22 protein-coding genes are annotated in these 25,460 nt (G+C 42.9%); 13 read left to right on the top strand and 9 right to left on the bottom strand.

Annotated elements, in window-relative coordinates:
* Positions 1-134: 134 nt before the first annotated feature.
* Both MAS10914_RS0112890 and MAS10914_RS0112885 read right to left on the bottom strand, forming a co-directional pair.
* A complete protein-coding gene (locus MAS10914_RS0112890) occupies positions 135-914 on the bottom strand; it encodes an MBL fold metallo-hydrolase (protein ID WP_017316355.1) in 780 nt (259 codons plus the stop codon).
* Between the two features lie 36 nt (positions 915-950).
* Positions 951-2,552 (bottom strand): phytoene desaturase family protein, encoded by a 1,602-nt coding sequence (locus MAS10914_RS0112885; RefSeq protein ID WP_017316354.1) that lies wholly within the window; start codon positions 2,550-2,552, stop codon positions 951-953.
* A 141-nt stretch (positions 2,553-2,693) separates the two neighbouring features.
* Here MAS10914_RS0112885 and MAS10914_RS0112880 point away from each other — a divergent pair, with 141 nt between their 5' ends.
* The 4 genes from MAS10914_RS0112880 (at position 2,694) to MAS10914_RS30075 (ending at position 7,198) form a co-directional block, all read left to right on the top strand.
* Positions 2,694-3,032, top strand: a complete 339-nt coding sequence (locus MAS10914_RS0112880) for a hypothetical protein (RefSeq protein WP_017316353.1) — start codon at positions 2,694-2,696, stop codon at positions 3,030-3,032.
* A gap of 312 nt (positions 3,033-3,344) precedes the next feature.
* Positions 3,345-4,265: a phosphodiester glycosidase family protein gene (locus tag MAS10914_RS0112875; RefSeq protein WP_198014973.1), complete on the top strand. Its 921-nt coding sequence runs from the start codon at positions 3,345-3,347 to the stop codon at positions 4,263-4,265.
* A 213-nt stretch (positions 4,266-4,478) separates the two neighbouring features.
* Positions 4,479-5,687, top strand: coding sequence for an FG-GAP repeat domain-containing protein (locus MAS10914_RS0112870; protein WP_017316351.1), 1,209 nt, complete (start codon positions 4,479-4,481; stop codon positions 5,685-5,687).
* A 314-nt stretch (positions 5,688-6,001) separates the two neighbouring features.
* Complete coding sequence (locus MAS10914_RS30075; RefSeq protein ID WP_017316350.1) at positions 6,002-7,198, top strand: FG-GAP repeat domain-containing protein; 1,197 nt, start codon at positions 6,002-6,004, stop codon at positions 7,196-7,198.
* A 75-nt stretch (positions 7,199-7,273) separates the two neighbouring features.
* On the opposite strand, the gene MAS10914_RS0112855 is transcribed toward MAS10914_RS30075, so the two are convergent.
* Positions 7,274-8,779 carry a UDP-N-acetylmuramoyl-L-alanyl-D-glutamate--2,6-diaminopimelate ligase gene (locus MAS10914_RS0112855; protein WP_017316349.1) on the bottom strand — a complete coding sequence of 502 codons (1,506 nt, stop codon included), beginning with the start codon at positions 8,777-8,779 and terminating at the stop codon, positions 7,274-7,276.
* 443 nt (positions 8,780-9,222) lie between these two features.
* Here MAS10914_RS0112855 and MAS10914_RS0112850 point away from each other — a divergent pair, with 443 nt between their 5' ends.
* From MAS10914_RS0112850 to MAS10914_RS0112840, 3 genes are all read left to right on the top strand, one after another.
* Complete coding sequence (locus MAS10914_RS0112850) at positions 9,223-9,993, top strand: tyrosinase family protein (protein WP_017316348.1); 771 nt, start codon at positions 9,223-9,225, stop codon at positions 9,991-9,993.
* A gap of 6 nt (positions 9,994-9,999) precedes the next feature.
* Positions 10,000-10,491 (top strand): hypothetical protein, encoded by a 492-nt coding sequence (locus MAS10914_RS0112845; protein WP_033365213.1) that lies wholly within the window; start codon positions 10,000-10,002, stop codon positions 10,489-10,491.
* Positions 10,492-10,786: 295 nt separating this feature from the next.
* Positions 10,787-11,323 carry a hypothetical protein gene (locus MAS10914_RS0112840; protein WP_232224157.1) on the top strand — a complete coding sequence of 179 codons (537 nt, stop codon included), beginning with the start codon at positions 10,787-10,789 and terminating at the stop codon, positions 11,321-11,323.
* 955 nt (positions 11,324-12,278) lie between these two features.
* On the opposite strand, the gene MAS10914_RS0112835 is transcribed toward MAS10914_RS0112840, so the two are convergent.
* Positions 12,279-13,184, bottom strand: a complete 906-nt coding sequence (locus tag MAS10914_RS0112835; protein ID WP_017316345.1) for a CoB--CoM heterodisulfide reductase iron-sulfur subunit B family protein — start codon at positions 13,182-13,184, stop codon at positions 12,279-12,281.
* Positions 13,185-13,521: 337 nt separating this feature from the next.
* Between MAS10914_RS0112835 and acpP the strand changes: the two genes are divergently transcribed.
* A complete protein-coding gene (acpP, locus tag MAS10914_RS0112830) occupies positions 13,522-13,773 on the top strand; it encodes an acyl carrier protein (RefSeq protein ID WP_017316344.1) in 252 nt (83 codons plus the stop codon).
* 127 nt (positions 13,774-13,900) lie between these two features.
* The gene (gene fabF / locus MAS10914_RS0112825) at positions 13,901-15,151 is read left to right on the top strand and encodes a beta-ketoacyl-ACP synthase II (RefSeq protein WP_017316343.1); all 1,251 of its coding nucleotides are present in this window, start codon (positions 13,901-13,903) and stop codon (positions 15,149-15,151) included.
* Positions 15,152-15,250: 99 nt separating this feature from the next.
* Here the strand turns inward: fabF and MAS10914_RS34170 are convergent, their stop codons facing one another.
* Entirely contained in the window at positions 15,251-15,409 is a 159-nt protein-coding gene (locus tag MAS10914_RS34170; protein ID WP_156818144.1) for a hypothetical protein, read from the bottom strand.
* Between the two features lie 34 nt (positions 15,410-15,443).
* Here MAS10914_RS34170 and tkt point away from each other — a divergent pair, with 34 nt between their 5' ends.
* A complete protein-coding gene (tkt, locus tag MAS10914_RS0112820) occupies positions 15,444-17,456 on the top strand; it encodes a transketolase (RefSeq protein WP_017316342.1) in 2,013 nt (670 codons plus the stop codon).
* A gap of 336 nt (positions 17,457-17,792) precedes the next feature.
* On the top strand, positions 17,793-18,434 hold the full coding sequence (locus tag MAS10914_RS0112815; RefSeq protein ID WP_017316341.1) for a hypothetical protein: 642 nt from the start codon (positions 17,793-17,795) through the stop codon (positions 18,432-18,434).
* A gap of 264 nt (positions 18,435-18,698) precedes the next feature.
* Here MAS10914_RS0112815 and MAS10914_RS0112810 read toward each other — a convergent pair whose 3' ends face one another.
* Positions 18,699-21,392, bottom strand: coding sequence for an MHYT domain-containing protein (locus MAS10914_RS0112810; protein ID WP_017316340.1), 2,694 nt, complete (start codon positions 21,390-21,392; stop codon positions 18,699-18,701).
* 86 nt (positions 21,393-21,478) lie between these two features.
* Here MAS10914_RS0112810 and MAS10914_RS34165 point away from each other — a divergent pair, with 86 nt between their 5' ends.
* Positions 21,479-21,634: a hypothetical protein gene (locus MAS10914_RS34165; protein ID WP_156818142.1), complete on the top strand. Its 156-nt coding sequence runs from the start codon at positions 21,479-21,481 to the stop codon at positions 21,632-21,634.
* A 333-nt stretch (positions 21,635-21,967) separates the two neighbouring features.
* Here the strand turns inward: MAS10914_RS34165 and MAS10914_RS0112805 are convergent, their stop codons facing one another.
* Entirely contained in the window at positions 21,968-22,747 is a 780-nt protein-coding gene (locus tag MAS10914_RS0112805; RefSeq protein ID WP_017316339.1) for an ion transporter, read from the bottom strand.
* A 333-nt stretch (positions 22,748-23,080) separates the two neighbouring features.
* Between MAS10914_RS0112805 and MAS10914_RS0112800 the strand changes: the two genes are divergently transcribed.
* Positions 23,081-23,506, top strand: a complete 426-nt coding sequence (locus MAS10914_RS0112800) for a nucleoside deaminase (RefSeq protein WP_017316338.1) — start codon at positions 23,081-23,083, stop codon at positions 23,504-23,506.
* Between the two features lie 10 nt (positions 23,507-23,516).
* On the opposite strand, the gene MAS10914_RS0112795 is transcribed toward MAS10914_RS0112800, so the two are convergent.
* Positions 23,517-24,179, bottom strand: a complete 663-nt coding sequence (locus tag MAS10914_RS0112795; protein ID WP_017316337.1) for a response regulator — start codon at positions 24,177-24,179, stop codon at positions 23,517-23,519.
* Positions 24,172-25,410: a sensor histidine kinase gene (locus tag MAS10914_RS0112790; RefSeq protein ID WP_017316336.1), complete on the bottom strand. Its 1,239-nt coding sequence runs from the start codon at positions 25,408-25,410 to the stop codon at positions 24,172-24,174. Before MAS10914_RS0112790 ends, MAS10914_RS0112795 begins: the two co-directional genes overlap by 8 nt.
* Between the last annotated feature and the right edge of the window lie 50 nt (positions 25,411-25,460).

Raw genomic sequence — 25,460 nt, 5'->3', positions numbered from 1 at the left:
CTGTTTTTAGCTCTTTTGTTGAACGTTTACAGTTGCAGTTGAGAGTTTCTATTCTTACATGAGAGTTTCTATTCTTGCAACTGACATCTTCAATTAAAGTTTCCTAACAGTTGCACTGTAGACTTTAATTGCCATTAAACATTCAACACTCGCTTTTGTAATTTTAATTCAAAGCGATCGCCCCTTTTAGGATCTATCACTCGTGTCGATAAATTATTCTTTTCTAGTAATGAACGAAATTCCTCAATGCTTCCCTTAGTCTGAAGTAGAGAGGATAGTAATCCCTCAAAAATCACATCACCTCCACCAGCTGTATGTAGTATGAATTGGGGTTGCAACCATTGAGCAACTTCTAAAGCGTATTTATTTCCCTTAATAATGGAACCAACTAAGGGTAAAGTCGCGTCAATTAACGGAGTGATAACGACATCAACTGGAGCAATTTCCTTAAGCGAAGGGGAATGATTCCCATGAGGCTCGTAATAGAGCGTAAAACCGCTCTCCAATTCTTTAAGGAGATATCCATTTTCCACTAAATTTAGACCAACCAGCGATCCAGGAGTTGCCTTAATTTCCACGCTTTGATTCAGGCTGAAAGTTTCCCCATGAGCAAGTGCTGTGACTTGAGTATAATTTAACTGCTGTACTACCTTGGCAGCATTTGGAGAAGCGACAACCGGGATGTTGCGGTCAAGCTGCTTAAGAGTTGGTGGATGAGCATGGTCTTCCAAACCCTGAGATAGCAAAATCAGGTCTATCTTCTCTGGTATTGGGCGTTCCTGGAGTAGGGAACCTTTGATCAGCCAATCCAAATTGCCAAAGGTTAATAAACCCACTAGCCAAGGGTCAACGAGTATCTGTTGCCCTCCGATTTCCAGTAGCCAAGAATTGTTGTCTAACCAAGTTAAATACATAAATTTTTGTTAATCTTCACCAGAATTTATTATGACCTAACCCATACAACCAATATCTTGAAGCATTTGGAAATGCTTCTCTAGCGGTGCGAGCGTATTTGCAGCAATCATTCCACTTGTCGCGACGGCTGGTAGACCGATACCAGGGAAGGTCGAGTCTCCACAGCACAGTAGTCCAGGAAGAGGTGTGCTAGAACCAGGGAAGAAACCTTTTCCTGCTTGAATGGCGGGACCATAAGAACCTCTATGGCGTCGCAGATACTGCTCATGAGTCAGTGGTGTCCCAACTAGTGTCACATCGCAACGCGAGCGAATGTCTGGAATAATTCGCTCCAAAGCTTGCCACATCACTTCTGCACGCAACTGTTTTTGTCGCCCATATTCCTCACTTTTTCGGTTCATCCCCTGCCATAGGTCATAAGGTTCGTTGCCTGGTGTATAAACGTGAATGACGTGCTTTCCCGGTGGTGCTAATGAGGGGTCTAAAAGTGAGGGAATCGACACCAGTACGACGTTCTGAGGATCTGTAACACCGTTTTCCCAATTATTGACAACGATGTAGTGGCACGCAAGGTCTGAACGCAATCCTTGTGAGTCAATGCCTAGGTGGAGATGCATGAAACTATCACATTCAGGTGTGCTGGCTCGCTGTTCTTGAAACTGTTTTGGCACTGCTTCTTCTGGAAGCAGTTTGAGCGTATCCCATACCGATGCATTAGAAATCACTGCCCGACGCGCTCTTATTTGTTTACCACCTCGCAAACGCACACCTACCGCTTGTAGAGACGCGCCATGGCGCGTCTCTACAAGAATTTGCTCAACATGTGCGTTCAGCATCAAGCGACCTCCGTGTCGTTCCAGTCCCCGTACTAAGGCGTCAACTAAGGCACCACCTCCACCAACTGGATAGTCAAGCACGACACCCGGTCGATACCAATCTGCAAACATAAATGCAACCTCTGCTGTACTTGTTCCATTTGCTGGTAGTCCGGAGAGGAGAAAACAAAGCAAGTCAAGCCAGTTGCGCGTAAAAGGGTCTTTAACAACGCCGTCCATAATTCGGCTAAACGGTCCTGTAAGCTTACCTATGTCTGCAATATGTGGGAATAAAGATAGAGCAAATCTGCTTACAGTCATAACTGCACCAACATCAAGACGCAAAGCTGCTGGTGGTATCGCAGTTGCAGCACGCGCCAGTGGTTCCATCACACGCTGTAACTCACGCCATTCAACGACAGCCTCATTGCCACGGAACCGCTTCAGCACCTCACAAAACTGGTCAGGACCAACTGAAGTGTCAAAATCCCCTTCTGGTAGACAGCATCCCCACGTATTGTATGTTACGCATGGTAACTCCTCGCCAATAGCATCTAGCACTTGTCTGAGAGGGTTGGCAGATGGGCTGTACGACAACCCCGAGTATAGGGATGGACCTGAGTCAAATTTGAATCCATTCCGCTCAAATGCATGCGCTGCACCACCTGGGATAGAGTGGCTTTCGCAAACTGTAACATCAAAGCCATACCGTGCCAAAAGAGCTGCACAGCTTAAACCGCCAATTCCACTACCAATAATGATGACATCTGTTTCTTTATAACTTAAGGTAGATTTTGTTTGGGAAGAAGTTTGCTTACTCACTCAGTGTATCCTACGTTGCAAGTTGCATCTAAATGACAAATGAAAGCTAAAAACGGTAAATCAGCGCGAAACTAACATACGGTATAAAGTAAACAATGGGTAAATTAGCGTAAATTGATACTAGGTGTTTGAGGATATATTATGCGTCGAATCTCAGCAGTTACTCTCCTTATCTTAGCGTTCAGCATATTGTTCACCACTGCAACACATGCTTCCGAGCATCTTCCCTTAACGACTCTGGTTATGCGCGATCGCGTGATTACTATTAATTTTGGTTCAAATGGGTTACTATACACAGTCAGCACTCAGGACGGTACTGTGTTAGATGCTCAACTAAGCGATGCTCAACTACAAGCGAAATATCCTGAGATATATGATGATGTCCGTCCAGCGATCGCAGATAGCAACAAGACCGATGGACCAATAATCATGATGTGGGGTGAAACTGAGCACATTCCATCTGATGTTTTATCTAAATAACCCATAACATAAATTATTTGTAGAGAAAAAGCTCAGTTACATAGTTGCTACTGGGCTTTGCCCATGCAAAGAGATTTGTTAAAGTATCACCTTCAAAATAGTGCCTCAGGCACGCTGCGCGAACAGAATATCCCCACGGATAAATCCGGGGGTAAGAAAGCCTCGACTCATCCTTCATGCGTACACTCGCCATTCTGGCTCGTGAGTTCTGAGTTCTGAGTTCTGAGTTCTTTTTGATCAATTTGTAACTGAGAAGTAGTTGGCATCAAAGGTGCTCTATCGCCCAAGATAAAGCTGTACTTCCATCAAGCAATGCATTATCGATACAAACTTTACATACGGCGATTGTTGCTAGCTACTGGTCTAGGTCTGCTCTTATCGCCACTGATGTTCTACGGCTGGCGGTGTTTGCTGCGTCCCCCTCGAACTGATATGCAGCAAGTCTTGTTTCGTGGAATTGTTTACAAACGTTATGCTATCTCGACACCACGACCAGCAATGATCCACATTGTCACTATTGACTTAAAAACACCAGGAGTTAAGGCACTTGTTACTCCAGGAATACCAAAACCAAGCGATAGAGAAACAAGCGCACAGAAAACATCTGAATTTCTGAATGAATTCAAGCTGCAATTGGCAATAAATGCCAGCTATTTCCATCATTTCTACGAAAAGTCCCCTTGGGACTACTATCCTCACAGTGGTGACCCCTCGTATCCTATAGGGGAGGCTATTTCCAATGGATATCGTTATTCACCACCCGAACCCAATTGGCCTGTATTGTGCTTTTCAATCCAAAATCGTGTTCAAATCTTGAAAAGTGATTACTGTCCTGAAGGGACAACTCATGGTATTGCAGGGAACCAGCTTTTGGTTTATCGCGGTAAGGCAATAGATGACAATTCAGATGATAAGCCTTATCCTCGTGTTGCAGCTGCTGTCAATCAAGAGGGTACAAAACTGTGGCTGATTGCGGTAGACGGGAAGCAAGCACTTTACAGCGAAGGAGTCACAATTGCTGAATTAACAAAAATTGTCACGGATCTGGGTGCTTATGCGGCACTCAACTTAGATGGAGGCGGTTCAACTACACTGGTAATGTCCACAAATCATGGTTCAAGGGTATTGAACGCACCAATACATACGAGAATACCTATGCGTGAGCGTCCTGTTGGCAACCATTTGGGATTTTATGCTTTACCAGAGGGTTTAAGAGCATCTTTACTGAAGTAAAAGTGTGGAGTGTAGTGTAAACAAATATTCAGTATTTTAAAAAATAAAAATGTTGGTAAATAACATTTTTATTTTAACCTCTGCTTATAAATGCTGCTATTTTAGCTTAGTTTAAATGCCAAATAATTTAAATCTTGAATATGTTATTTGTTGACAAAAATAAAAAAGAAAAGACGTTAAAACATTGATGAACACTAGTGGTAGACAAACACAATGGCGGAGTCTAATACCTTAAGCTCTTCATCCTTAGAAACTACAAATTCTAGTGCATTAAATGTTCAAAGCTCAAATACTTTTGAGAACAATGATGTTGTAAATACTTCAAGCCTGAGCGGTTCCTCACAATCATCATTAGATGAAGAGTCTTATGAGACTGCAATAAATCCTAACCCCATCTACAATAGTGCCGCGATTTACGCTGATTTCAACGGTGACGGAAAGAACGATAAGTTCTGGCGTAATTCTGAAACTGGTGAGACACTTATCTGGCTGATGGATGGGACAAATGTGACCTCTGAAGTCTCTCTGAAGACAATGGGTTCAGAGTGGGACTTTACAATTGCCGATTTCAACGGTGACGATAAAACGGATATCGTCTGGCGTAATACTCAAACGGGTGAGAACTCTGTTTGGCTGATGGATGGCACAACTATTACCTCAGAAACAGCTCTCGAGACTGTAGGTACAGAGTGGACTTTGAGCAGTATTGCTGATTTCAATGGTGACAGCAAAACCGATATTTTGTGGCGTAATACTCAAACGGGTGAGAATTCTGTTTGGTTAATGGATGGTTCACAAGTGAGTTCTACCGCTGCTTTAGATACACTTGACACAAACTGGACCGCTAGTGTTGTTGATTTCAACAGTGATGGTAAAACTGATATCTTCTGGCGCAACAACGCAACAGGAGAGAACTCTGTTTGGTTGATGGATGGTACAAATGTTTCTGCGTCTACATTGTCAACAATGGGCACAGAATGGGAAGCTAGCTTTAGTGATTTCAACCTCGATTATAAAACTGACATCGTTTGGCGCAATACGTCAACAGGTGAAAATTCCATGTGGCTGATGGATGGTACAAACGTCTCGAGTGAAGCTGCTTTGCCTACAGTCGGTACAGACTGGACATATAAGTATGGTGATTTCGACGGCAATGGAAAGGCAGATATACTCTGGTACAACCAGCAAACAGGTGAGAGTAAGGTTTGGCTCATGGATGGCGCAAATGTTACCAGTGAAACTGCTTTAACAACACAAAGCTCAGGTTGGACAGCAAGCATCAGCGATGTTGATGGCGATGGCAAGTCTGACATCTTCTGGCGTAATTACGAAACAGGTGAGAACAAGGTTTGGCGTATGGATGGATCTACCGCCACTGAAACCGTTTTATCGACAACTTCTCCAGAATGGTATACTTTCTAAGAATTTCTGAATAATTTGTAATTCGTAATTCATAATTGAGTAGATAATTATGAGTTATCAATTACAAATTAATTTGGATTGCATTTGATTAATTGATGATACCTTAATGACGATTCGCCGAGATAATTCCCGGCGAATTTTTGTCATATCTAATACTTAATTGAAAAATTTAAAAATGTCAACTAAAAAACATATTTATGATACTGAAATGCAGCTGATTATGAGAACTCAAAAATAGCAGATGTTATATCTTAACAGAAACATTGAAAAAAAACAGTTAAAAATTTTATGAACACTAGTAATAAACAAACATCATGTCTGCATCTGAAACCTTAAACTCTTCTAAAGATACTAGTGCATTTCAATCTCTCTCAAAGTCCAATAGTTCTGTGGATGTAGATGATTTAAATTCTGCTACGAACTTTGGGCGTTCTTCACAATCGATATCGGATGAATCATTGCAGTCAGCAGAGACTACAACGGCGAACAATTCTAGTTCCAATTCTTCAGAGCTTCCCGATTTTAACGGCGATGGCAAGACTGACAAATTCTGGCGGAACTCTCAAACAGGTGAAACCGCTGTTTGGCTGATGGATGGTACGAACCCAACATCGGCTCTTGTAAGCAATGTAGACTCATCGTGGGACTTTGCTTATGCCGATTTTAACCGCGACGGCAAAACTGACATCTTCTGGCGCAATCAGACAACAGGTGAGAACAAGATTTGGCTGATGGATGGCACAAAAATTGCTTCTGAGGTTGCTCTACAGAACATTGACTCATCCTGGACTTTTAGCATTGCTGATTTTAACGGAGATAGCAGAAGTGATATTTTCTGGCGCAATACTCAAACTGGTGAGAATGCCACTTGGCTAATGGATGGCACAAACGTCACTACTGCGGCTGTTCTGACCGAAACTGACTCATCTTGGTCTTACAGTATTGTCGATTTTGATGGTAATGGCAAGAGCGACATCTTTTGGCGTAAGCAGACAACGGGTGAGAACGCCATTTGGTTTATTGATGGTACTAACTCATCAGAGTATTCATTGACGGAAGTTGAGCCGTCCTGGAATTATAGCACTGGGGATTTCAATGGCGATGGCAAGACTGACCTTCTCTGGCATAATACCGAAACGGATGAAAATACCGTTTGGTTGATGAATGGTTTTTTTATCACCTCGAATTCTCTAGAAAAACTTGATTCTTCGTGGGAATCTAGTACTGGAGATTTTAACGGCGATGGCAAGACCGATATCTTCTGGCACAATACTCAAACTGGTGAGAACACCGCTTGGTTGATGGATGGCGCATCAATTGATACTACAGCTTTTCTGTCTACAACTGATGTATCGTGGCAACCTAGCACTGGAGATTTTAACGGCGATGGCAAAACCGATATTTTCTGGCGCAAATCTGAAACTGGTGAGAATGTGATTTGGGAAATGGATGGCACTACTGTATCTGGATCTTCTTTGGAGACAGTTCCTGTAGAGTGGAATGTTTTCTAAAAATTTGTCGTGATGCTAATCAGAAACAGCAAAAACGCAGATGATAACTTTATCATCTGCGTGCGTGTTTCTTTTTTATTTGTTAACTTTTATTTTCATCCTTTCTTCCAAAGCTTCTCGTGCGTGTTCTCGGTCGTCAAAATGAATTTTTTCAGTTCCAAGAATTTGATAGTCTTCGTGACCTTTACCTGCAAGCAAAACGCCATCTCCAGGTTGAGCTTGCAATATAGCAGTGCGAATTGCAGTAGCGCGATCGCCTATCACTGTCGGTTGAACTGTTTGTGGAATCCCCTCTAAAATATCCTGTAAAATCCTTTGTGGGTCTTCAGTACGGGGATTATCAGATGTTACCACAGCTATATCAGCTAATTCAGCAGCAATTTTACCCATTTTTGGGCGCTTAGTGCGATCGCGATCGCCTCCACACCCAAACACACAAATCATTTTACCTGGAATAAACGGACGTGAGGCTTTGAGCAAATTTTCCAAACTATCTGGCGTGTGGGCATAATCTACAATGACACTAATATCTTGCTCAGGAGTCATTTGTACCCTTTCCATCCGTCCTGGGACTCCAGGAAACTTAGGTATTGCAGATGCAACTAACTGTAAATCTAACCCTAAGTGTAAAACTGCTCCTACTGCTGCCAGTAAATTTTCTAGATTATATTGACCAACCAACGGCGAATAAAAAGTCACCTCACCCTTTGGTGTGTGAAGCTGACCACTGACACCATTAGGTTGGTAATTCAGGTCGCTCATCCATAAATCTGCTGTAGAATCGTTGACACTATAACTCCAAACTTTGTCTGAGTTTAAGGATGCAATTAACCGTTTGCCATATGAATCATCAGCGTTAATGATTGCCCGCTGCTTTAGATATTGAGGACTAAATAGGAGTGCTTTCGCCGCAAAGTAATCTTCCATATCGCGGTGGAAATCTAAATGGTCTTGGGTAAGATTGGTAAATACTCCCACCTCAAACTGACAACCCATCACTCGACCTTGTGCCAAGGCGTGGGAACTCGTTTCCATCACTCCATACTCGTTTCCAGCATCCACAGCAGCTGCAAGCTGCTGTTGCAGTTCCACAGCAAACGGTGTCGTATGGACAGCAGTTTGAACAAAACCATTCCAACGAGTATAAAGAGTGCCCATCAAAGCCGTGGGCAAATGAGCTTTATTGAGAAAGTAGTCAACAAGGTGGGTGGTTGTGGTTTTCCCATTTGTACCCGTCACACCAACCAGTTTAAGTTTTTGCCCAGGATAGCCGTAAAAAGTAGCGGCTAATTGAGCACAAGCTTTTATCATATCATCAGCAGTGATCACACAAGCTTCTGGTGTCGAAGAATGTTTCTGTGCTGCTAGAGGAGAAATAATGGCAGCTACAGCACCAGAGGCGATCGCACTTTGCCAAAAGTCCCCACCATCAACCCGCGTTCCTGGCATCCCAATAAACAAATCTCCGGGAAGGCAAGCATGAGAATTAGTCTTCAAACCCTTGATTTGTTCATCCATCGCTGGATGTTGTGGTAATTCTACAACACCGTCTACAGTGGCTAGTAACTCCCGCAGTTTCATTTTGTGAACCTCGTTACACGTTTGGATTGCGCCTATTCTCCACTATGTTTTCTCTTTCTACAAAGACTTTCAGATTCCAGAAAACCCATTTTGCCACAGGTAACACCTGAGTAGGATGTAAAGCGTTAGTGGGTGTACGCCGAGATAACGGCAAAATTCAACACATTGTAAAGTTTTGTTGGAAAGGGGAAGTTTAGTGATTTACTAAATTGCCCAAAAATGTTATTTTAACAAATAAGTTTTTGTACGTTCAAATCAACGCTTCACCCTATTCAGCGGCTCCAACTTGTTTATTCATGACTTTTTTAGAGGACATTTTCAAGACAGATCTAAATGATCGAAATGAAGTGTTATGACATTATCTAAACGAAGAATAAAGCCTTTCCTGTGATTCTGATACAATCCAGTCGTTGGGTTAGAAGTTGCCTGAGGAGTTGTGAAACGTGAGTAACGGTAGGGCGATAAGAAAAAATATTGTTAGTTTAACGGATAGTGAGCTTGCAGCTTTACAAGATGGCTATAGTAGAATGCAAGCGATTAGGGATAATAGGGGGTTCAATCATATTGCAGGTTTCCATGGTACTCCTGGTAACTATTGTCACAGAGATACTGACTTGTTTTTACCTTGGCATCGCGCCTATATATATAACTTTGAGCAGTATCTTCGCGATCAAGTCTTAACGGCTGCTCTACCTTGGTGGGACTGGAGTTCTGACACTTCAAGACAAACAGGAATACCTACAGCATTTAGCAGTCCAAACACTGCTATCGGCACTCCAAATCCTCTTTTGAAATCTCGAATCAATGTACCAACGGCAAACCCGCCTGTTGATCGGGATACAGTGCGTCGCCCTGGTGTTCCAAATCAGCTACCTCTTCCTAGTGATATTGCTAATCTTTTATCTATTCAAGACTTCCTAGACTTTTCCGGGCAGTTTGACTTTGGTATACACGGTAGAATTCATCTCTGGGTTGGTGGCGATATGACTAGCGTTCCTTTTGCTGCATATGACCCTATTTTCTACTCTCATCATTGCATGGTTGATCGGATCTGGTACCTTTGGCAGCAGCGACATGGTGTTAACAATATACCCAGAGCTTTACTCAGCCGCCCTTTACCTCCTTTCAATTTGACAGTAAATGATGTTCTGGATATTAGTGAGCTAGGCTATGAATATGCAGTTGATCAAGTAGTGATAAATCTGGGAGTTTAAACTATTATGATGGCTAATAAATACGTATCTTCTACTATTCCTATTAATTCAACTCCATTAAAGGAAGCCCAATTCACGAGAGCTGATGTCCACCTTCATGAAGTAGATCACTCAGGCGCTTCCTATGAAGGACGTATTTTCCTCAACAATCCAGAAGCAGATGACAAGACTCCTACTGAACCTGAAAATGGCTATGCTGGTTCATTCTATGTTTTCTCTCATGGTGGTTGTTTCGGTGATATTGGACATTGTGAATTACAAACTGGGGTTAGACCTTATGACAAACGTCTAAAAAGCCCTACAGTTCCACGCGATATTTCTGTGATAGTTACTGACAGACTTAAAGACTTAGCTAAAAACAGCGATCAAGTCACGGTAACTATTGTTCCTGTTGTTGATCCAGACAATTACAGTCCAGAAGGTTACAACGTTGATGTAGCAAACTGTCTTAGATTTAAGGACATTGATATTAGGCTTTACGAAGCTCCAGGGCAGTAAGTTACTAGGCTCAAAATGCATTCCAAGGATCTACTTAACAAATTGGCTTTCCTAAGCTTTACCTGCTAGAACACCGATTCAGTAATCGGGAAAGAAAATAAAAATCAACTTAGCTTAGAGCCTCTAATCATTAATAAGCGAACATATTTACCACGACCCGCTTCTAAAAGCGATAAGCTATATTGTGTTTATCTACGGTCGTGTTTGTATGCAGCATCAATTGAGAAAAATTCTTAGTTATCAGTCTATAGTTGTAGTTTTTGTCGTGATTACGGGGACTCTTAACCCTGCTGTCGTGAGTCAAGCGAGTCCGTCAGAACGAGGTATGTGTCAGAGCAATGAACTTCAGCCAGATGTAAAGCAAGCTCAGGCTAAAAGGAACATTCTCCTGAATAACCCGCCTGGAGTTTACATCATCTCGGATCGCAAGGAGAGTATTGCCAAATTCTTTCAACAGCGTCGAATCGTGGTTGGAACAGTAATGTCACAACTTTTGGATAAGACTCTGATGATGGCACAGGTTGTACAAAGAAACTGCTTTGTTGCTTATCCCTCTTCTAATGATGATGGAAGGGGTGAAATCACTACTTATGGTCTTATTTTTAAGCTTGCCCCAGTTTCACCAAAAGTAGCTCAGCTTTGGAAAGAAAGACATCAGTCTAATGCTATTTCAGTGCAAATGTTTCTAGAGCGTGATTCTCAGGATTCAGAGCTTTATCATTTTGTTGGTTGGGCTGAAAGTAAGCAATTCTCCTTCTCTCCAGAACTCGCGAAATCTAATCCGTTACCAGCGTCGTTAAATCCTAAAGATCTCTGGTATCAAGGAAAGTAGGGCGTGTCTGCAATTTAATTGGTAAATAGCTAGAATAATTAGCCTGCGAACTCTCTACGTTTCGCAGCAGAATTGTTATGTCGCATTGCATCAAGAGAGACAGGCGTTATTTTGCCTTCTGGCTTCTTCTGAATAGCGCTATACATAATATTGACACTCTCACCTTCAAGGCTTCGCCTGTGAAGGGAGATTCTTGCTTCAACAGGTTTTTCTAGCCCACTGTGGTATAACGAGTTAAAAACTCTCCCACAGGCACTGACCCCGACAGATTCCCCTCCACAAGCATCTGTTTTACTACCACGGGCTGCCCGACCGCAGTCACAAAATACTTATTCTGATATATCGTTTGTCTGATTCACAACATTCGACCCCCCTGTTAATCAGGTATTTCCTTTTGGTGATGCGAGTTGTCTGGTGGAGAAACACCAATCTTGCCTAACCCTAACTTTTTTGGTGGCAAGTATATTCTACTACACCAAGGTATTGCGAAGCCATGTTTTTTATTGGTCGCAATTCATCTCGCCGTTAAGGCGAAGCCTGTAACGGGAGATGAATTGCGACATCCAAGATAGATTTTACAATACCTTCGCCAATTTCTGAAAAGCCCCACAGACTATAAGTCAGGGGCTACACATACGAAGCCCACCTCCGTGGGCTGAAACCCTTATAGGCTAGGGAGGCACAGAGAAGTCCTGCAGGTAGGTTTCCCGCGCCCTCTTAACTGAGCGCACGCACGCTCCGCGTTGGCGCAGCCTGTCCGCAGGACTTACGGAGCTTTGTTTGTGTAGCCGAGGCTGCGCCGTGCGGGGGTCTCCCCCCAACCCCAACACCAGTCCGCTCAAGTCGGGAGACCCGCCCACGCGGCTGGCTCCTCCGTGGGAACCCCAAAGCCCCCCATTGAGGCGACTGCCGTCCAGTTTTCCAGAGTGAGGGCATTTTGGCGAAGCTATTAATTTTACATTCCCAATTTTTCCAACACTGGCTTGGTGGAAACAATGTGCCGTTCTAGACCGAGTTCCTTCGGGCTAACCCCAACTGCTAAAGCAATCAGCTGAGGTAAATGTAACACTGGTAAACCTAGTTTCTGTCCAATCACTTTTTCCACCTCTGGCTGACGAGAATCCAGATTAAGATGGCAAAGAGGACAAGGTGTCACCATACAATCTGCACCAAGTTCTATGGCTTCTTGAATGTGCATTCCCGCCATTTTAAAAGATTGAGTCGTAGCGTAGCTAGAAAGGGGCCAGCCGCAGCATTGCGTACGACCTCTGTAATAAATTGGTTCTGCGCCTACCGTGCGAAATACATTTTCCATTGCTTCCGGTCGGAAGGGGTCATCATAAGGCATGGACTTTTGGGCACGTAGGAGATAGCAACCGTAAAAAGCTGCACATTTTAATCCTGCTAACTTACGGGTGACACGTTTTTGAATTTCCTCTAAACCGTAGTCTGTTACTAGGGCATAGAGGAGATGTTTGACTTGTGTCGTTCCGCGATAGGGTAAACAACCTTCTTTTTGCAGCAAGCCATTTACTTGTTCAAGGTATGCTGGATTGGTTTTTTGGCATTCTTTTAGGCTTTCGTCAACATGACCAATCACACCCTGACAAGTGCTGCAATGAGTCAGCAATGGAAGATTTAATTCTTCTGCTAAAGCAATATTGCGGGCATTAACCGTATCTTCCAGTAATTGGGAATCTTCCTTAAAAGTGCCGGAACCGCAGCAAGCAGCTTTTTTGAGTTCAACCAGTTGTATGCCCAGGGCTTTACTGAGGGCAACAGTTGATTGGTGAAGCTCTCGGCACGCTCCTTGGGCAACACAACCTGGAAAGTATGCGTATTTCAACGTATGGGTTAGCATAGTATTTTAGTTAGTTAATAACTGTTTTATCATCACTAGTTAGTATTGGTTGCAAAAGTGCCTAACCTGACAAGGCACATCCTTAAAAAAATTTAATAACAGTTGTATACACAGAATGATTTATATAGTGTAAGCAACCGTGTGACACGCTCTACTGTCTAACCCCTCTTTGAGCGGTTGTCCCATTCTAATAAGCAATAGAATGGGGTACAGATTTTCCAAAAAGAAAATCCTTGAGCAGTGTACGGATGATCGCGCTTTCCGATAAGATCAATATGCTCAAAAACATATCCCCCATAAACAGCGGATTATAGCAACTGGTTGAGGAATTTTATCTATGAGCCAAGCGGAAATTTTTGAAAAGGTCAAGAAAATTGTTGCGGATCAACTGAGTGTTGATACCGACACAATCACACCACAATCTAATTTTGCCAACGATTTAGGGGCTGACTCCTTGGATACCGTTGAACTGGTTATGGCTTTGGAAGAAGAGTTTGATATCGAAATTCCCGATGAAGCCGCTGAAAAAATAACAACAGTTCAAGAGGCAGTTGAATACATTAACAACAAAGTTGCTGCATCCGCCTAATAAGGGGAAAGTGGGAAAGGGGGAGTGGGAGTGAGGAAGTACTTTTGACTTTCTCCCCTCCCCCTATCTCGCCCTTTCCCCATCTTCTTACAAGTGCTTGCATCAAGAGCCATCATAAACTATTGACATGACTGATTTTATACGTAAACGCGTTGTTGTCACTGGGGTTGGCGCGATTACACCGATTGGTAATACACCAGCCCAATATTGGGAAGGATTAATAAGCGGGCGCAATGGCATTGGTGAAATCACCTTATTCGATGCGTCTGGGCATGATTGTCGCATTGCTGGTGAGGTAAAAAACTTCGATCCGCATGAGTTCATGGATCGCAAAGAAGCCAAGCGCATGGACCGATTTGCCCAATTTGGGGTTTCGGCAGCAAAACAGGCTTTAGTGGACGCGCAGTTAGTTATCAATGACCTAAACGCAGAACAAGTGGGCGTCATAATTGGTTCTGGCGTGGGTGGCATTAAGGTGATGGAAGACCAGCAAACGATCTACCTAAACCGTGGTCCCGACCGCTGTAGTCCCTTCATGATACCAATGATGATTGCCAATATGGCAGCTGGGTTGACAGCAATTCACACTGGTGCTAGAGGACCAAATTCCTGCTCCGTCACGGCTTGTGCCGCTGGCTCAAACGCTATAGGTGATGCTTTTCGGTTGATTCAAGGGGGATATGCCCAAGCAATGATTTGTGGCGGGTGTGAAGCAGCAATTACACCTTTGTCTTTTGCTGGATTTGCGGCAGCCAGAACCCTTTCAACCCGTAATGAAGACCCCGCTCATGCGAGCCGTCCGTTTGATAAAGACCGCAACGGATTTGTGATGGGTGAGGGTGCAGGTATCTTAATTTTAGAAGAGCTACAGCACGCCCTCAGTCGTAAAGCCAGGATTTATGCAGAACTTGTTGGTTATGGCATGACTTGCGACGCTTATCATATGACTTCTCCAGTCCCTGGAGGTGAAGGTGCAGCAAGAGCCATTCAACTGGCACTTAAGGATGCAGGACTCACTCCAGAACAAATAAGCTATATCAATGCCCACGGGACTAGTACCCCAGTGAATGATCCAACCGAAACTGCAGCAATGAAAAAAGCTTTGGGCGACTATGCCTATAAAATAGCAATCAGTTCCACCAAATCAATGACAGGTCATCTATTGGGTGGTTCTGGCGGCATTGAAGCTGTAGCAACAGTACTGGCGATCGCCAATAACCAAATTCCACCGACAATTAATTTGGAAAACCCCGATCCAGAGTGCGACCTGGATTATGTCGCTAACACTAGCCGCGCCGCAAATGTTGAAGTTGCATTATCCAATTCTTTTGGTTTTGGCGGTCACAACGTGACACTAGCCTTTAAGAAATATGTCTAGGGTTAGAAATTTGAGATACGTAGATCTGATCTCAAGGTGTAGAAATCAACAAGAGCGTGAAGAGCGGGTGTAGGGCAGGTAGCTTGATAATTAAGTCCGTCAGCAACCGATACTATGGGGAATGCCCCATAAAATTAATCCCAAATCCTCATCAAAAATCCTCAAATCTGCGGCTTGTCCGGCAACAAGTACCAATGGGATGATGATGAGGATACTGCCAAAGGGGATCTTATAAACAATCCCCGTGGTGATACTCAACAAGTGCTAACCTGTCGTAAAGAACAATCTTATTATGGCTGTTGCAACCCAAACCCTCGAAGAACTTTGTATTAACTCGATTCGCTTTCTGGCAATTGATGCCGTAGAAAAGGCAAAGTCCGGTCACCCAGGGCTGCCTATGGGCGCAGCGCCAATGGCTTTTGTGCTATGGGATCGCTTTATGCGGTCTAATCCCAAAAATCCCAAGTGGTTCAACCGCGATCGCTTTGTTCTGTCTGCCGGTCACGGCTCTATGTTGCAGTATGCCTTGCTGTACCTGACAGGCTACGACAGCGTATCAATTGAAGATATCAAGCAATTCCGTCAGTGGGAATCCAAAACCCCTGGACACCCTGAAAACTTCATGACTGCTGGCGTAGAAGTCACCACCGGACCTCTGGGGCAAGGAATTGCCAATGGAGTTGGTTTGGCGATCGCAGAAGCACACCTTGCTGCAAAGTTCAACAAACCCGATGCCAAGATTGTTGACCATTACACCTACGTGATTTTAGGTGATGGCTGCAACATGGAAGGCGTTTCTGGTGAAGCTTGTTCTTACGCGGGACACCTGGGATTAGGCAAACTGATCGCTCTGTACGACGACAACCACATCTCCATCGATGGTTCTACAGATATCGCATTTACCGAAGATGTCAGTAAGCGTTTTGAAGCGTACGGTTGGCACGTACTGCACGTTAAAGATGGCAACACCGATTTAGAAGGAATTGCCAAAGCAATTGAAGAGGCAAAATCCGTCACCGATAAGCCTACTTTCATTAAGGTCACAACCACTATTGGTTACGGTTCGCCCAATAAAGCAAATACCGCTGGTGTTCATGGTGCTGCTTTGGGTGGAGACGAAGTTAAACTCACCCGCGAAAACTTGGGTTGGGAACACGAACCTTTTGTTGTTCCAGAAGATGCCCTTAAGCACTGGCGCAAAGCAGTTGAGCGCGGCGCAAACTACGAAGCAGAATGGAACAACACCTTTGACACCTACAAAGGCAAGTATGCCCAAGAAGCGGCTGAATTTGAACGTTACATTAATGGCACACTGCCCGATGGTTGGGATAAGGTACTACCCACCTACAAACCAGAAGACAAAGCAGTAGCCACCCGCAAACACTCGGAAACCTGCCTCAACAAACTGGCATCGGTTTTACCAGAGCTCATTGGTGGTTCGGCTGACTTGACCCACTCCAACCTGACTGAAATTAAGGGTTTCGGCGACTTTCAGAAAGGACAATACCAAAACCGCAACATCCACTTTGGTGTGCGGGAACACGGTATGGGCGCAATCTGTAACGGCATAGCGCTGCATCAATCTGGATTAATTCCCTACGGTGCTACCTTCTTGATCTTCACAGATTATATGCGTGCTGCCATCCGCTTATCCGCCCTGTCCCAAGCTGGCGTGATTTGGGTGATGACCCACGACTCTATTGGACAAGGCGAAGATGGTCCAACACACCAACCCATCGAAACTCTAGCTTCTCTGCGAGCCATTCCTAAGCTAACGGTGATTCGCCCCGCAGATGGGAACGAATGTTCTGGCGCTTACAAAGTGGCGATTGAGAAGGCAAAGCAAAACGCTCCCACCCTGTTGGCGTTCACCCGTCAAAACGTCCCGAACTTGGCAGGAACCTCGATTGAGGGTGTGACAAAGGGTGGATACACGGTTGTCGATAGCGAGGGTACGCCAGATCTGATCCTAATTGGTACTGGTTCGGAATTGAGCCTCTGCGTAACCGCAGCTGAGAAACTTACCAGCGAAGGCAAGAAAGTCCGTGTTGTCTCGCTGCCCTCGTGGGAACTGTTTGAAGCACAGGATGCGGCTTATAAAGAGTCTATTCTGCCTAAAGCTGTCACCAAGCGTTTGTCTGTAGAAGCTGGTGCTAGTTTCGGTTGGCACAAGTACGTCGGCACTGAAGGCGACACTGTTAGCATTGATCGCTTTGGTGCTTCAGCTCCTGGCGGTGTCTGTCTGGAGAAGTTTGGCTTCAGTGTTGATAATGTGTTAGCTAAAGCGAAACAATTGTTGGGTTAATTAGGAACAGAATATTCTCTTTGTTTTTTGGGTGGGCAAGGTAGCCCACCTTTTTTATTAGAATAGAAAGTAAATACAAGAGAGTAACTTTTCTCTAATTATAATTAAGTACATCAATATAAATTACAGCAATATAAATTACAGCGCAACTCAATTGAATGGAGTACTAATTTATCTGTGTCCATCTGGAGGACACTGCGTTGCGGAGAGCAGCGCCGTGCGGGGGTTCCCCCCGTTGAGGCGACTGCGGAGGGTTCCCCCCGTTGTAGCAAGTGTCCGTTGTCCATCTGTGGTTCATTATTTCTTTGTGTACCTCATCCAATTGCAAACCGCTGTATGTACACTTCCCAAGAAGATTTTACAAGGGATGCCCAGTCCTGTGGTTCAACTTATTACTCAGATTCATCTTTACAACCACAAAAGATAAATGTAGCTTATGCCATATATCAAAAAGCAAAAGCAGGATCGCTTTTAGGTATTACAATCGTTGGACGCTTACAACTGAAAACTCAAGGAGCAGATGGTCAATTTGTCTTAATTCCTTCAGATGAAAGCTTCCCCAGCATTGATGAGGATATGAAAAAAAACCTCTTAACTTTAGACGAAGATTTCAACCAACAAAGTGGAAGTATCTTGAGTTCAGAAAACTGGTCGCTACTTGCAAATGATGCATGGTTGCTAGGAGGTCTTCATGCACTGACTGAATTTCACTTCGCATCTCCCTTAAGATGGAGCAACCTTTGGGATGACAATAAAAAGAGGATATCGGTGACGGCACGAGAGGCTATAGGCATTACATCTTTTGGTTATCAGTTGACGAGACCGCAGCCTAAGCTTGAGGCAGTGGCAGTATGTGTCAACGAACAAGCTGCCATTAACGCATCGTTGTTGACATATAAAGAAAAAGTCATAACCTCTTTAACAGAAGATGCTTTCCAACAGTTCTTTACATCACTCCCCAGGGAGGTCACGAAATAAGCACTCAACAAGTCTAGGACTTACGCATTGACAAAGTAGACTCTCTTCGAAAGCGATCGCCCTTGGCGATCGCTGTAATATATGAATTGCAAATACCATGTTGCTTGATATCCTGACTCAGTTGTAAGAAGCTTTCTGGGTAAGTTGGTGTTGCAAATCACCTGTTTGAGTAAAAAACGAGTATCACCCGTTTATAAAGCGTAATCGAGTTATCTAAACTAGCTTCGATTACCTGCTAAGTTACAAGAATTGAGACTTGACTCCTCAATCTCCTGTTTTAAACACACTCACTGATGCCTGTAATTGCTGCGCTACTTCTACAGTTTGTTGTAGAGATGTAGACACAACCCGAGACGAATCAGCAGTGCGAACTGATGCTTTGGCAATTTCCTTCATCAAAAAAGCAACAGTTTGCGAAGTTTGAGCTTGAGACACTGTTGTCTGAGAAATTGACTGCACTAACTCATCAATTTGACGAGACACTTCTACAATCTGCTTTATGCTTTGCTTAACGTCTTTAACTAAGTGAGCGCCTTCCACCACCTGAGTTGTTCCCAATTCTATCGCTTGGACAACTTCTTTGGTTTCTGACTGAATGTTTTGCACTATGTGTTCAATTTCTTGACTCGCTTGGGCTGACTGTGCTGCTAATCGACCGACTTCTTCAGCCACAATGACAAAGCCTTGACTTTGTTCCCCAGCACGAGATGCTTCAATATTGGCGTTGATAGACAACAGGTTTGTTTGCAACGCGATTTGCTTAATCAATGTCACAACTTTGGAAATCTCTTGGGAGGATTCGCTAAAACGCCTCATCTTTTCGGCGGTTTCTCCAACTGTCTCTCGTAAATTTAAGATGCTAGAGACACTACGTTCCATTGCTTGACCTGCAACAAAGGCAGTGTTAGCAGATGTGCGAGCAACTTCTGTTGCTTGATGGGCATTATTGGCGGCTTCTTGAATAGAGAGGTTCATTTGCTCCACTGAATCAAGAGTGTGGGTCATTTCTTGAGTCTGTTGGAGTGCTTTATCTGCTAACTGACGGATAGCATCAGAGTTTTCCCTCAGGGAAACATTGACCTGTTGGGCTGCTTGTTTGACTTGAATGACTATTTGCCGTAAGTTTTCAATGATGGTATTAAAAAAGTCAGATACAATTGTGATTTGACCGCTTGTCATTTCAGCCCGAGCTGTAAGGTCCCCTTTAGCTACTTCTTTAAAATCACTAAAAAGTTCTACAAGTTGATGTTGGAGGTCTTCTTTATAAAGCTTCAATTCTTCTTGCGTCTGCTTGCTAATGGTAATATCGGATTGCACTCCAATAAAATTTATAACCTGTCCAGTCATGTCTCGTACTGGAAAAATGCTTAACTCACACCAGAACGAAGTACTATCTTTGCGGTAATTCTTGATGACGACATGACATTCGTGCTCCTGTCGCACTGCTGTGCGTATTTGCTCAATAGTGGCTGGGTCAGTGTCAGGTCCTTGTAGAAATCGGCAGTTACGTCCCAACGCTTCTTGTGGTGTGTAGCCGGTGATGGTTTCAAATGCAGGATTGCAAAAGATAATAGGATTGTCTAGCTGACGAGGGTCTGTCATGACAATAGCGCTGCTGACAGCGGCGATCGCACGGTCACGCACCCGCAGCGCTTCCTGTGCGGCACTCAGTTGATGCAGAAGATTGGCTTGTTCTAGAGCAATGCTGACTTGAATGGCTAATTGCCCGAATAAATGAATTTCTGACTTGTGCCAAATTCGAGGCTCAGAACATTGGTGAGCGCACAATAAACCCAAAAGCCGATTCTCACTTAGAATAGGTGCAACCAAATTCGCTTTGATTTGAAACTTATTAAGAATCTCCCGATGAGAGTCTGTAAAATCCGCTTCATAAATATTGTTGGTAGCGCGGACTCGACCATTTTTGTACATTTCAATGTCATCTTTGCGAAACAAATCATGGGCTGTTATCCCTAAGGTTTTTATACAACCCTGTGCTACCGACTCCGCGATGATGATGCCACTCCAGTCAGAATTGAAGCGATAGATAATAACGCGGTCTATCTTCAGTGCTTTCCTAACCTCAGTAACGGCTGTATTGAGGACATCTTCGAATTTGAGAGAACGCCGAATACGCAGGCTAATGTCCGTAAATAGTTGCGAACGAAGAGCTTCTTGCTGTTTGAGTAATACTGTTTCGGTATCCATTCGCCGCTGCACGAAGGAAGTCAGCAGCGTGAAGGCAAGAATGATCAGAGTGCCAACGCCAATGCCTACAGCCAGCCCAGGAAGGGATACTTGCATTGCCTTGGTCGTGATTATACCAGTCACTCTATTTGGCGTGAAAGAGGCAGCTGCCATTCCCGTGTAGTGCATCCCGGAGATTGCAGTTGCCATGATGAACGCACTCGAAATCTTGCGCCGTCTACCAGTTTTACCGATCTGTAAACGCAGTTGGAAAGCAATCCAGAGCGCTACAATTGACGCACTGATGGCGATCGCCACAGAAACTATAAACAGCACTGGGTCATACCGAGTAGCGGCTTCCATCCGCATTGCCGCCATACCAATGTAGTGCATGGACGCAATGCCAATGCCCATCAACACGCCACCAATCAGCAATTGCCGCGTATCCAAAACTTCGCGACTGGCAAGGAAAAGCGCTCCACCTGACGCAATAACAGCAGGCAGCACTGAGAGTACCACAGTCAAGATGTCATAGCTCATCGGTATCGGTAAACTGAAGGCGAGCATGGCAACAAAGTGCATTGACCAAATGCCAATTCCCATGACAATTGCGCCGCCAATTAACCAAGCAAGTCTAGCCTGTGCTTGAGCGGCTGTTACCCGCCCAGCTAAATCGAGAGCGGTGTAGGAAGCAATCACAGCTATCACAATTGAAAGCCCTACAAGATTTGGATTGTAAGTACTACTCATTGCTACATCTGCCAAGAGCATCTAGTTAACCTCACGTGGGATTTGTGTAAATAATGTGAATAAATATAGTCCTGAGGAGACAGCGCTCTTGGAAAGAGAGCCACTGTTTGGCATTGCGACCCTTTGGGTCGCAAGTGGCGTTTTATCTACATAGGCGACTGGCGTTGCCAAGTGCTGAGTTTGAAATTGTTCAATCCCCTCAGGTTTCTCTGTGGGAATGTACTCAAACTCAGTACTCAGGACTCAGCGGTGATGAAAAGTAAGATTAGTAGACGCACTCATACCTTAGGTTGCCAGATAGCAAAACGATCCAGAGATACAAAAATGTACTTTTTACAGTTTTCTTAAGTAAGAAAAAATTTAAACCGATTTGATTATAAAAGTAAAGTTTTTTATCAAAAACTCATATTTTAAGTATTTTAGACAATAAATATGTTTAGCAAGATACTAATTATTTTTCAGTACTGACACTCTTATCTAGCAAATAACCGCTTATTTTTGTTAGAACAAGCGCTGTCTCACTAAGGACAGCCTTCTCCTGTCCCAGACGCTATGCGAACACGAAAAATCCCGCAACTCAAATAGGATTGCTATAGTTAATCTTTTCTCAACCTTGTGCCACAAATTTTGCAGAATTTAGCGTTTGTATCATGGAAAGACAAACCACACCCAGAACAAACTGTTTCTACTTGATTTGCAGTTTTGACTAATCGCTTTATCAAATCCCCTACTTGCCAAGGAATGAGCGCAATACCTGTTAAAATCATTAACACTGTCATTAGGCGACCTAGTTCAGAAATCGGAATCACATCGCCAAAACCTACAGTTGTCATGGTCACTATGGAAAAATAAAAAGCATCCAAAAAAGTAGTGAAAACTTCTGGATTAACAGGATGCTCAACTTGATAAATTAAACCAGAGTAGACAAAGATAATCGCAAACAAGGTAAATAATATTCGTGCAGAAATTAAGCCATCTTCTGTACTAATACCAAATAAAAATTTCTGATCTAGAAACCGGATTAGCCGTAAAATCCGGAACCATCGTAGTAGTCGGATAAAGCTGATATCAACGACTCCCAGAAAAGATGGCAAAATTGCCATTAAGTCAATGATGGAATAGAAACTTAGAAGATACTCAATTTTATTTTCTTCACTCCACAAACGTAGTAAGTACTCTGCTGCAAAAATTAACAATATTGCCGTATCGATTGCATTCAAATAGAAATGTAAAAGGTCAGTCAGATTATAAGTTTCTGCTACAAAGATTCCTGATGATAGTAAAACTAGTCCAGCAATGGTTAAGTTAATCGCTTTACCTACTGGTGTTTCCAAATCTTTTAAGTAAAATGCTGTTTTTTCTCTACTAAGTAACATAATTTGCAGAAACCGCGTTGAACAAATTCACTAAGCTGTTGTGCATTTAAATTGCACATTATGAGCGTGAAGGCAGATCATTTGTCAAAAGTCCAGAGTCCAGAATTACTATTGACTTTTAACTCTTGACTCTTGACGACCCTAACAAGTAAATATGCGCTCCTAGATATGTTTTAGCTTAAAATTGTTTTATGTACCGAGTGATACAGCAGAATTCAGAAGTCAGGAATCAGAAGTAAAAAGACCTTTCTATCCGGCTTTTAGAGAAGGGCGCTGTACTTCATTTACTTGCAATGTATTATATTAATAATAATTTTCTACTCTCAATCTTGTATGAACACAGAATACTTTATGCGTTTGGCACTGGAAGAAGCAAAAAAAGGAGATGCGCCTTATGGTGCTGTCATTGTCAAAGATAACCAAGTCGTTGCCTTAGCTCATAATACTGTAAGGCGAAATAGTGACCCTTCTGCCCATGCAGAAATAAATGTCATTCGCAGTTTAACGGCTAAACTTAACAATCCTTCTTTAGAAGGTTATATCATATATACTACTGGTGAACCTTGTCCAATGTGTGCAGCTGCTTGTGTTTGGACGGGTTTATCAGAAATAGTATACGGTGCTTCTATTGAAGATTTAGTTTCGGTTAATCAATCTCAAATTAATGTTTCATGTGAAGAGATTATTGCTAAAAGCTTTAGAAAACTTACAGTCAAAAGAGGCATTTTAAGAGAAGAGTGTCTAAAATTATTTAAGTAGCTTATCAGCTTTAACTGGGGTCATTCAAATATGGCAAAAAAGAATTAGCAAAAATTGCCGCTTGGGTGCGATCGCGCAAATGTAAACGATTCAAAACATTGGTGACATGGTTCTTCACTGTTCCTTCAGAAATATAGAGTTGTTGTGCAATTTCTCGGTTACTAGCACCTGTAGCAATTAACCGCAAAACTTCTTTTTCTCTAGGAGTCAGTTCAGCCAAGCTAGGTGGTGGAGGCGGTGACTGAGTGAGTTTTGCATTAGAAAATTGAGTGACAAGTTTTTTGACTATTCCTGGTCCTAATTGAGTGTATCCTTTGTAGACTGCGCGAATAGCAAAAGCTAACTCTTCTGAGGGTGTATCTTTCAGCAAATAACCCATGGCTCCATTTTGTAACGCCGCTTTCACATATTCATCATCATCAAAAGTTGTCAGCACCAAAACTTTAATTTTAGGAAACCGCTTTTGAATTTCCGAAGATGCTGCAACACCATCCATAACAGGCATTCTAATATCCATTAATACCACATCTGGATAGAATTGTTCAATCAAATGAATAGCAATTTCCCCATTTTCTGCCTCTCCGACTATTTCTAAATCCGGTTCTAATTCTAATAATGCTTTTAATCCTTGACGAATTAAACTCTGGTCATCTACAAGTAAAACCTTAATCATGTACGTCATGAGTTTCTAAATGAGTTAGTAAAGACAGAGAAAGAGGAATAGTAGCTATAACTTGACAACCTGAACCAGGAGCGCTTTTAATATTAAAATAACCATCCAGAGCTAAAGTGCGATCGCGCATACTTTGAAGTCCAAAACCAGTGGTATTTTGTGTGACATCAAACCCTATACCATTGTCTGCAATTTTTAACTGCAAACAAGTTTTAATTGTAGTTATTTCCAGTTTAACTTCTGTGGCGCGTGCATACTTACAGATATTTGTAAATGATTCTTGGACAATGCGGTAAACAGCAGTGCTAACTTCAACTGGGATAGGGTGAGATAAGTAAATTTGACAAATTGGTGCGACACCCGTTGAACGCTGAACATTTTCTGCAAGTCCGGCGATCGCCAGTTCTAAAGATTGCTCTTGCAAGGGATGAGAACGCATAGTAGAAACTGATTGACGCACATCTTGTAACGCTTTAGAACCTAACTCCTTTGCCTTTGTCAAGAAGGTCTGTGCTTTTGTTGGGTTAGATTGCCAAAGCTTTAAACCAGTTTCTAATTGCAAATTCAAAGCAGTAAGAGAGTGTCCTAATGAATCGTGTATTTCACGAGCAATGCGGTTACGTTCTTCAAGAGTTGCTTGATTTTCAATTTGTAGAGCATAGTGACGGAGTTTATTATTAGCGATTGCTAGTTTCTCTCGGCTTTTTCGTTCAGATAAGACTGCATTCATCAACAGCAAAACAAACAACAGAGCCAATCCGAATACCAGCACAAAGCTTAAAGTAAAAAACCAAAAACGCTCTTGTTCTCCTGGTGATGATGCTATGTGTGCAAACCGCCTTCTAATTGTTAACAGAAATAAAATAAATGATAAACCTGTCACTACCAAACGACCTGGCAACTCAAAAATTAAGCAACTGCGAGTGACTAAAATGAGGTAAAAAAAGGGGAAAAGACGAGCAGTTTTTCCTCCGAAAAAGCCAATTATTAAAATTAATAATATTTCAACTGCAGTGTAAATAGCTTTAGTGATATGGTTACGAGTCGGCAATCTTAAGCCCATTAAACCAAAAAGCGCCAGACTACAAATTGTCAATTCGGGAAATCTAGGCTGAAATCGCTGTGAAAAAGATGGTATAATTCCTGTAAAAGCAGCAAACGCCAGCAGTATCCACTCCAAATAAAGTAGAAACCGAAAAGGGTGATTGTCGAATTGAATAGGACGTTTCATAAAAATAAACCTAACTTTAAACTAGTTTTATAGTAAGCCTAATTAGAGAA

Source organism: Mastigocladopsis repens PCC 10914, from assembly GCF_000315565.1.
GTDB classification, from domain to species: Bacteria; Cyanobacteriota; Cyanobacteriia; order Cyanobacteriales; family Nostocaceae; genus Mastigocladopsis; species Mastigocladopsis repens.
This window is presented reverse-complemented; position numbering and strand designations above follow the sequence as displayed.

Excerpts from the sequence above, each read along its gene's own strand:
- MAS10914_RS0112890 (WP_017316355.1), bottom strand. The coding sequence starts at position 914 with ATGTATTTAACTTGGTTAGACAACAATTCTTGGCTACTGGAAATCGGA.
- MAS10914_RS0112880 (WP_017316353.1), top strand. The coding sequence starts at position 2,694 with ATGCGTCGAATCTCAGCAGTTACTCTCCTTATCTTAGCGTTCAGCATA.
- MAS10914_RS0112875 (WP_198014973.1), top strand. The coding sequence starts at position 3,345 with ATGCATTATCGATACAAACTTTACATACGGCGATTGTTGCTAGCTACT.
- MAS10914_RS0112870 (WP_017316351.1), top strand. The coding sequence starts at position 4,479 with ATGGCGGAGTCTAATACCTTAAGCTCTTCATCCTTAGAAACTACAAAT.
- MAS10914_RS30075 (WP_017316350.1), top strand. The coding sequence starts at position 6,002 with ATGTCTGCATCTGAAACCTTAAACTCTTCTAAAGATACTAGTGCATTT.
- MAS10914_RS0112855 (WP_017316349.1), bottom strand. The coding sequence starts at position 8,779 with ATGAAACTGCGGGAGTTACTAGCCACTGTAGACGGTGTTGTAGAATTA.
- MAS10914_RS0112845 (WP_033365213.1), top strand. The coding sequence starts at position 10,000 with ATGATGGCTAATAAATACGTATCTTCTACTATTCCTATTAATTCAACT.
- MAS10914_RS0112835 (WP_017316345.1), bottom strand. The coding sequence starts at position 13,184 with ATGCTAACCCATACGTTGAAATACGCATACTTTCCAGGTTGTGTTGCC.
- acpP (WP_017316344.1), top strand. The coding sequence starts at position 13,522 with ATGAGCCAAGCGGAAATTTTTGAAAAGGTCAAGAAAATTGTTGCGGAT.
- fabF (WP_017316343.1), top strand. The coding sequence starts at position 13,901 with ATGACTGATTTTATACGTAAACGCGTTGTTGTCACTGGGGTTGGCGCG.
- tkt (WP_017316342.1), top strand. The coding sequence starts at position 15,444 with ATGGCTGTTGCAACCCAAACCCTCGAAGAACTTTGTATTAACTCGATT.
- MAS10914_RS0112815 (WP_017316341.1), top strand. The coding sequence starts at position 17,793 with ATGTACACTTCCCAAGAAGATTTTACAAGGGATGCCCAGTCCTGTGGT.
- MAS10914_RS0112810 (WP_017316340.1), bottom strand. The coding sequence starts at position 21,392 with ATGCTCTTGGCAGATGTAGCAATGAGTAGTACTTACAATCCAAATCTT.
- MAS10914_RS0112805 (WP_017316339.1), bottom strand. The coding sequence starts at position 22,747 with ATGTTACTTAGTAGAGAAAAAACAGCATTTTACTTAAAAGATTTGGAA.
- MAS10914_RS0112800 (WP_017316338.1), top strand. The coding sequence starts at position 23,081 with ATGAACACAGAATACTTTATGCGTTTGGCACTGGAAGAAGCAAAAAAA.
- MAS10914_RS0112795 (WP_017316337.1), bottom strand. The coding sequence starts at position 24,179 with ATGATTAAGGTTTTACTTGTAGATGACCAGAGTTTAATTCGTCAAGGA.
- MAS10914_RS0112790 (WP_017316336.1), bottom strand. The coding sequence starts at position 25,410 with ATGAAACGTCCTATTCAATTCGACAATCACCCTTTTCGGTTTCTACTT.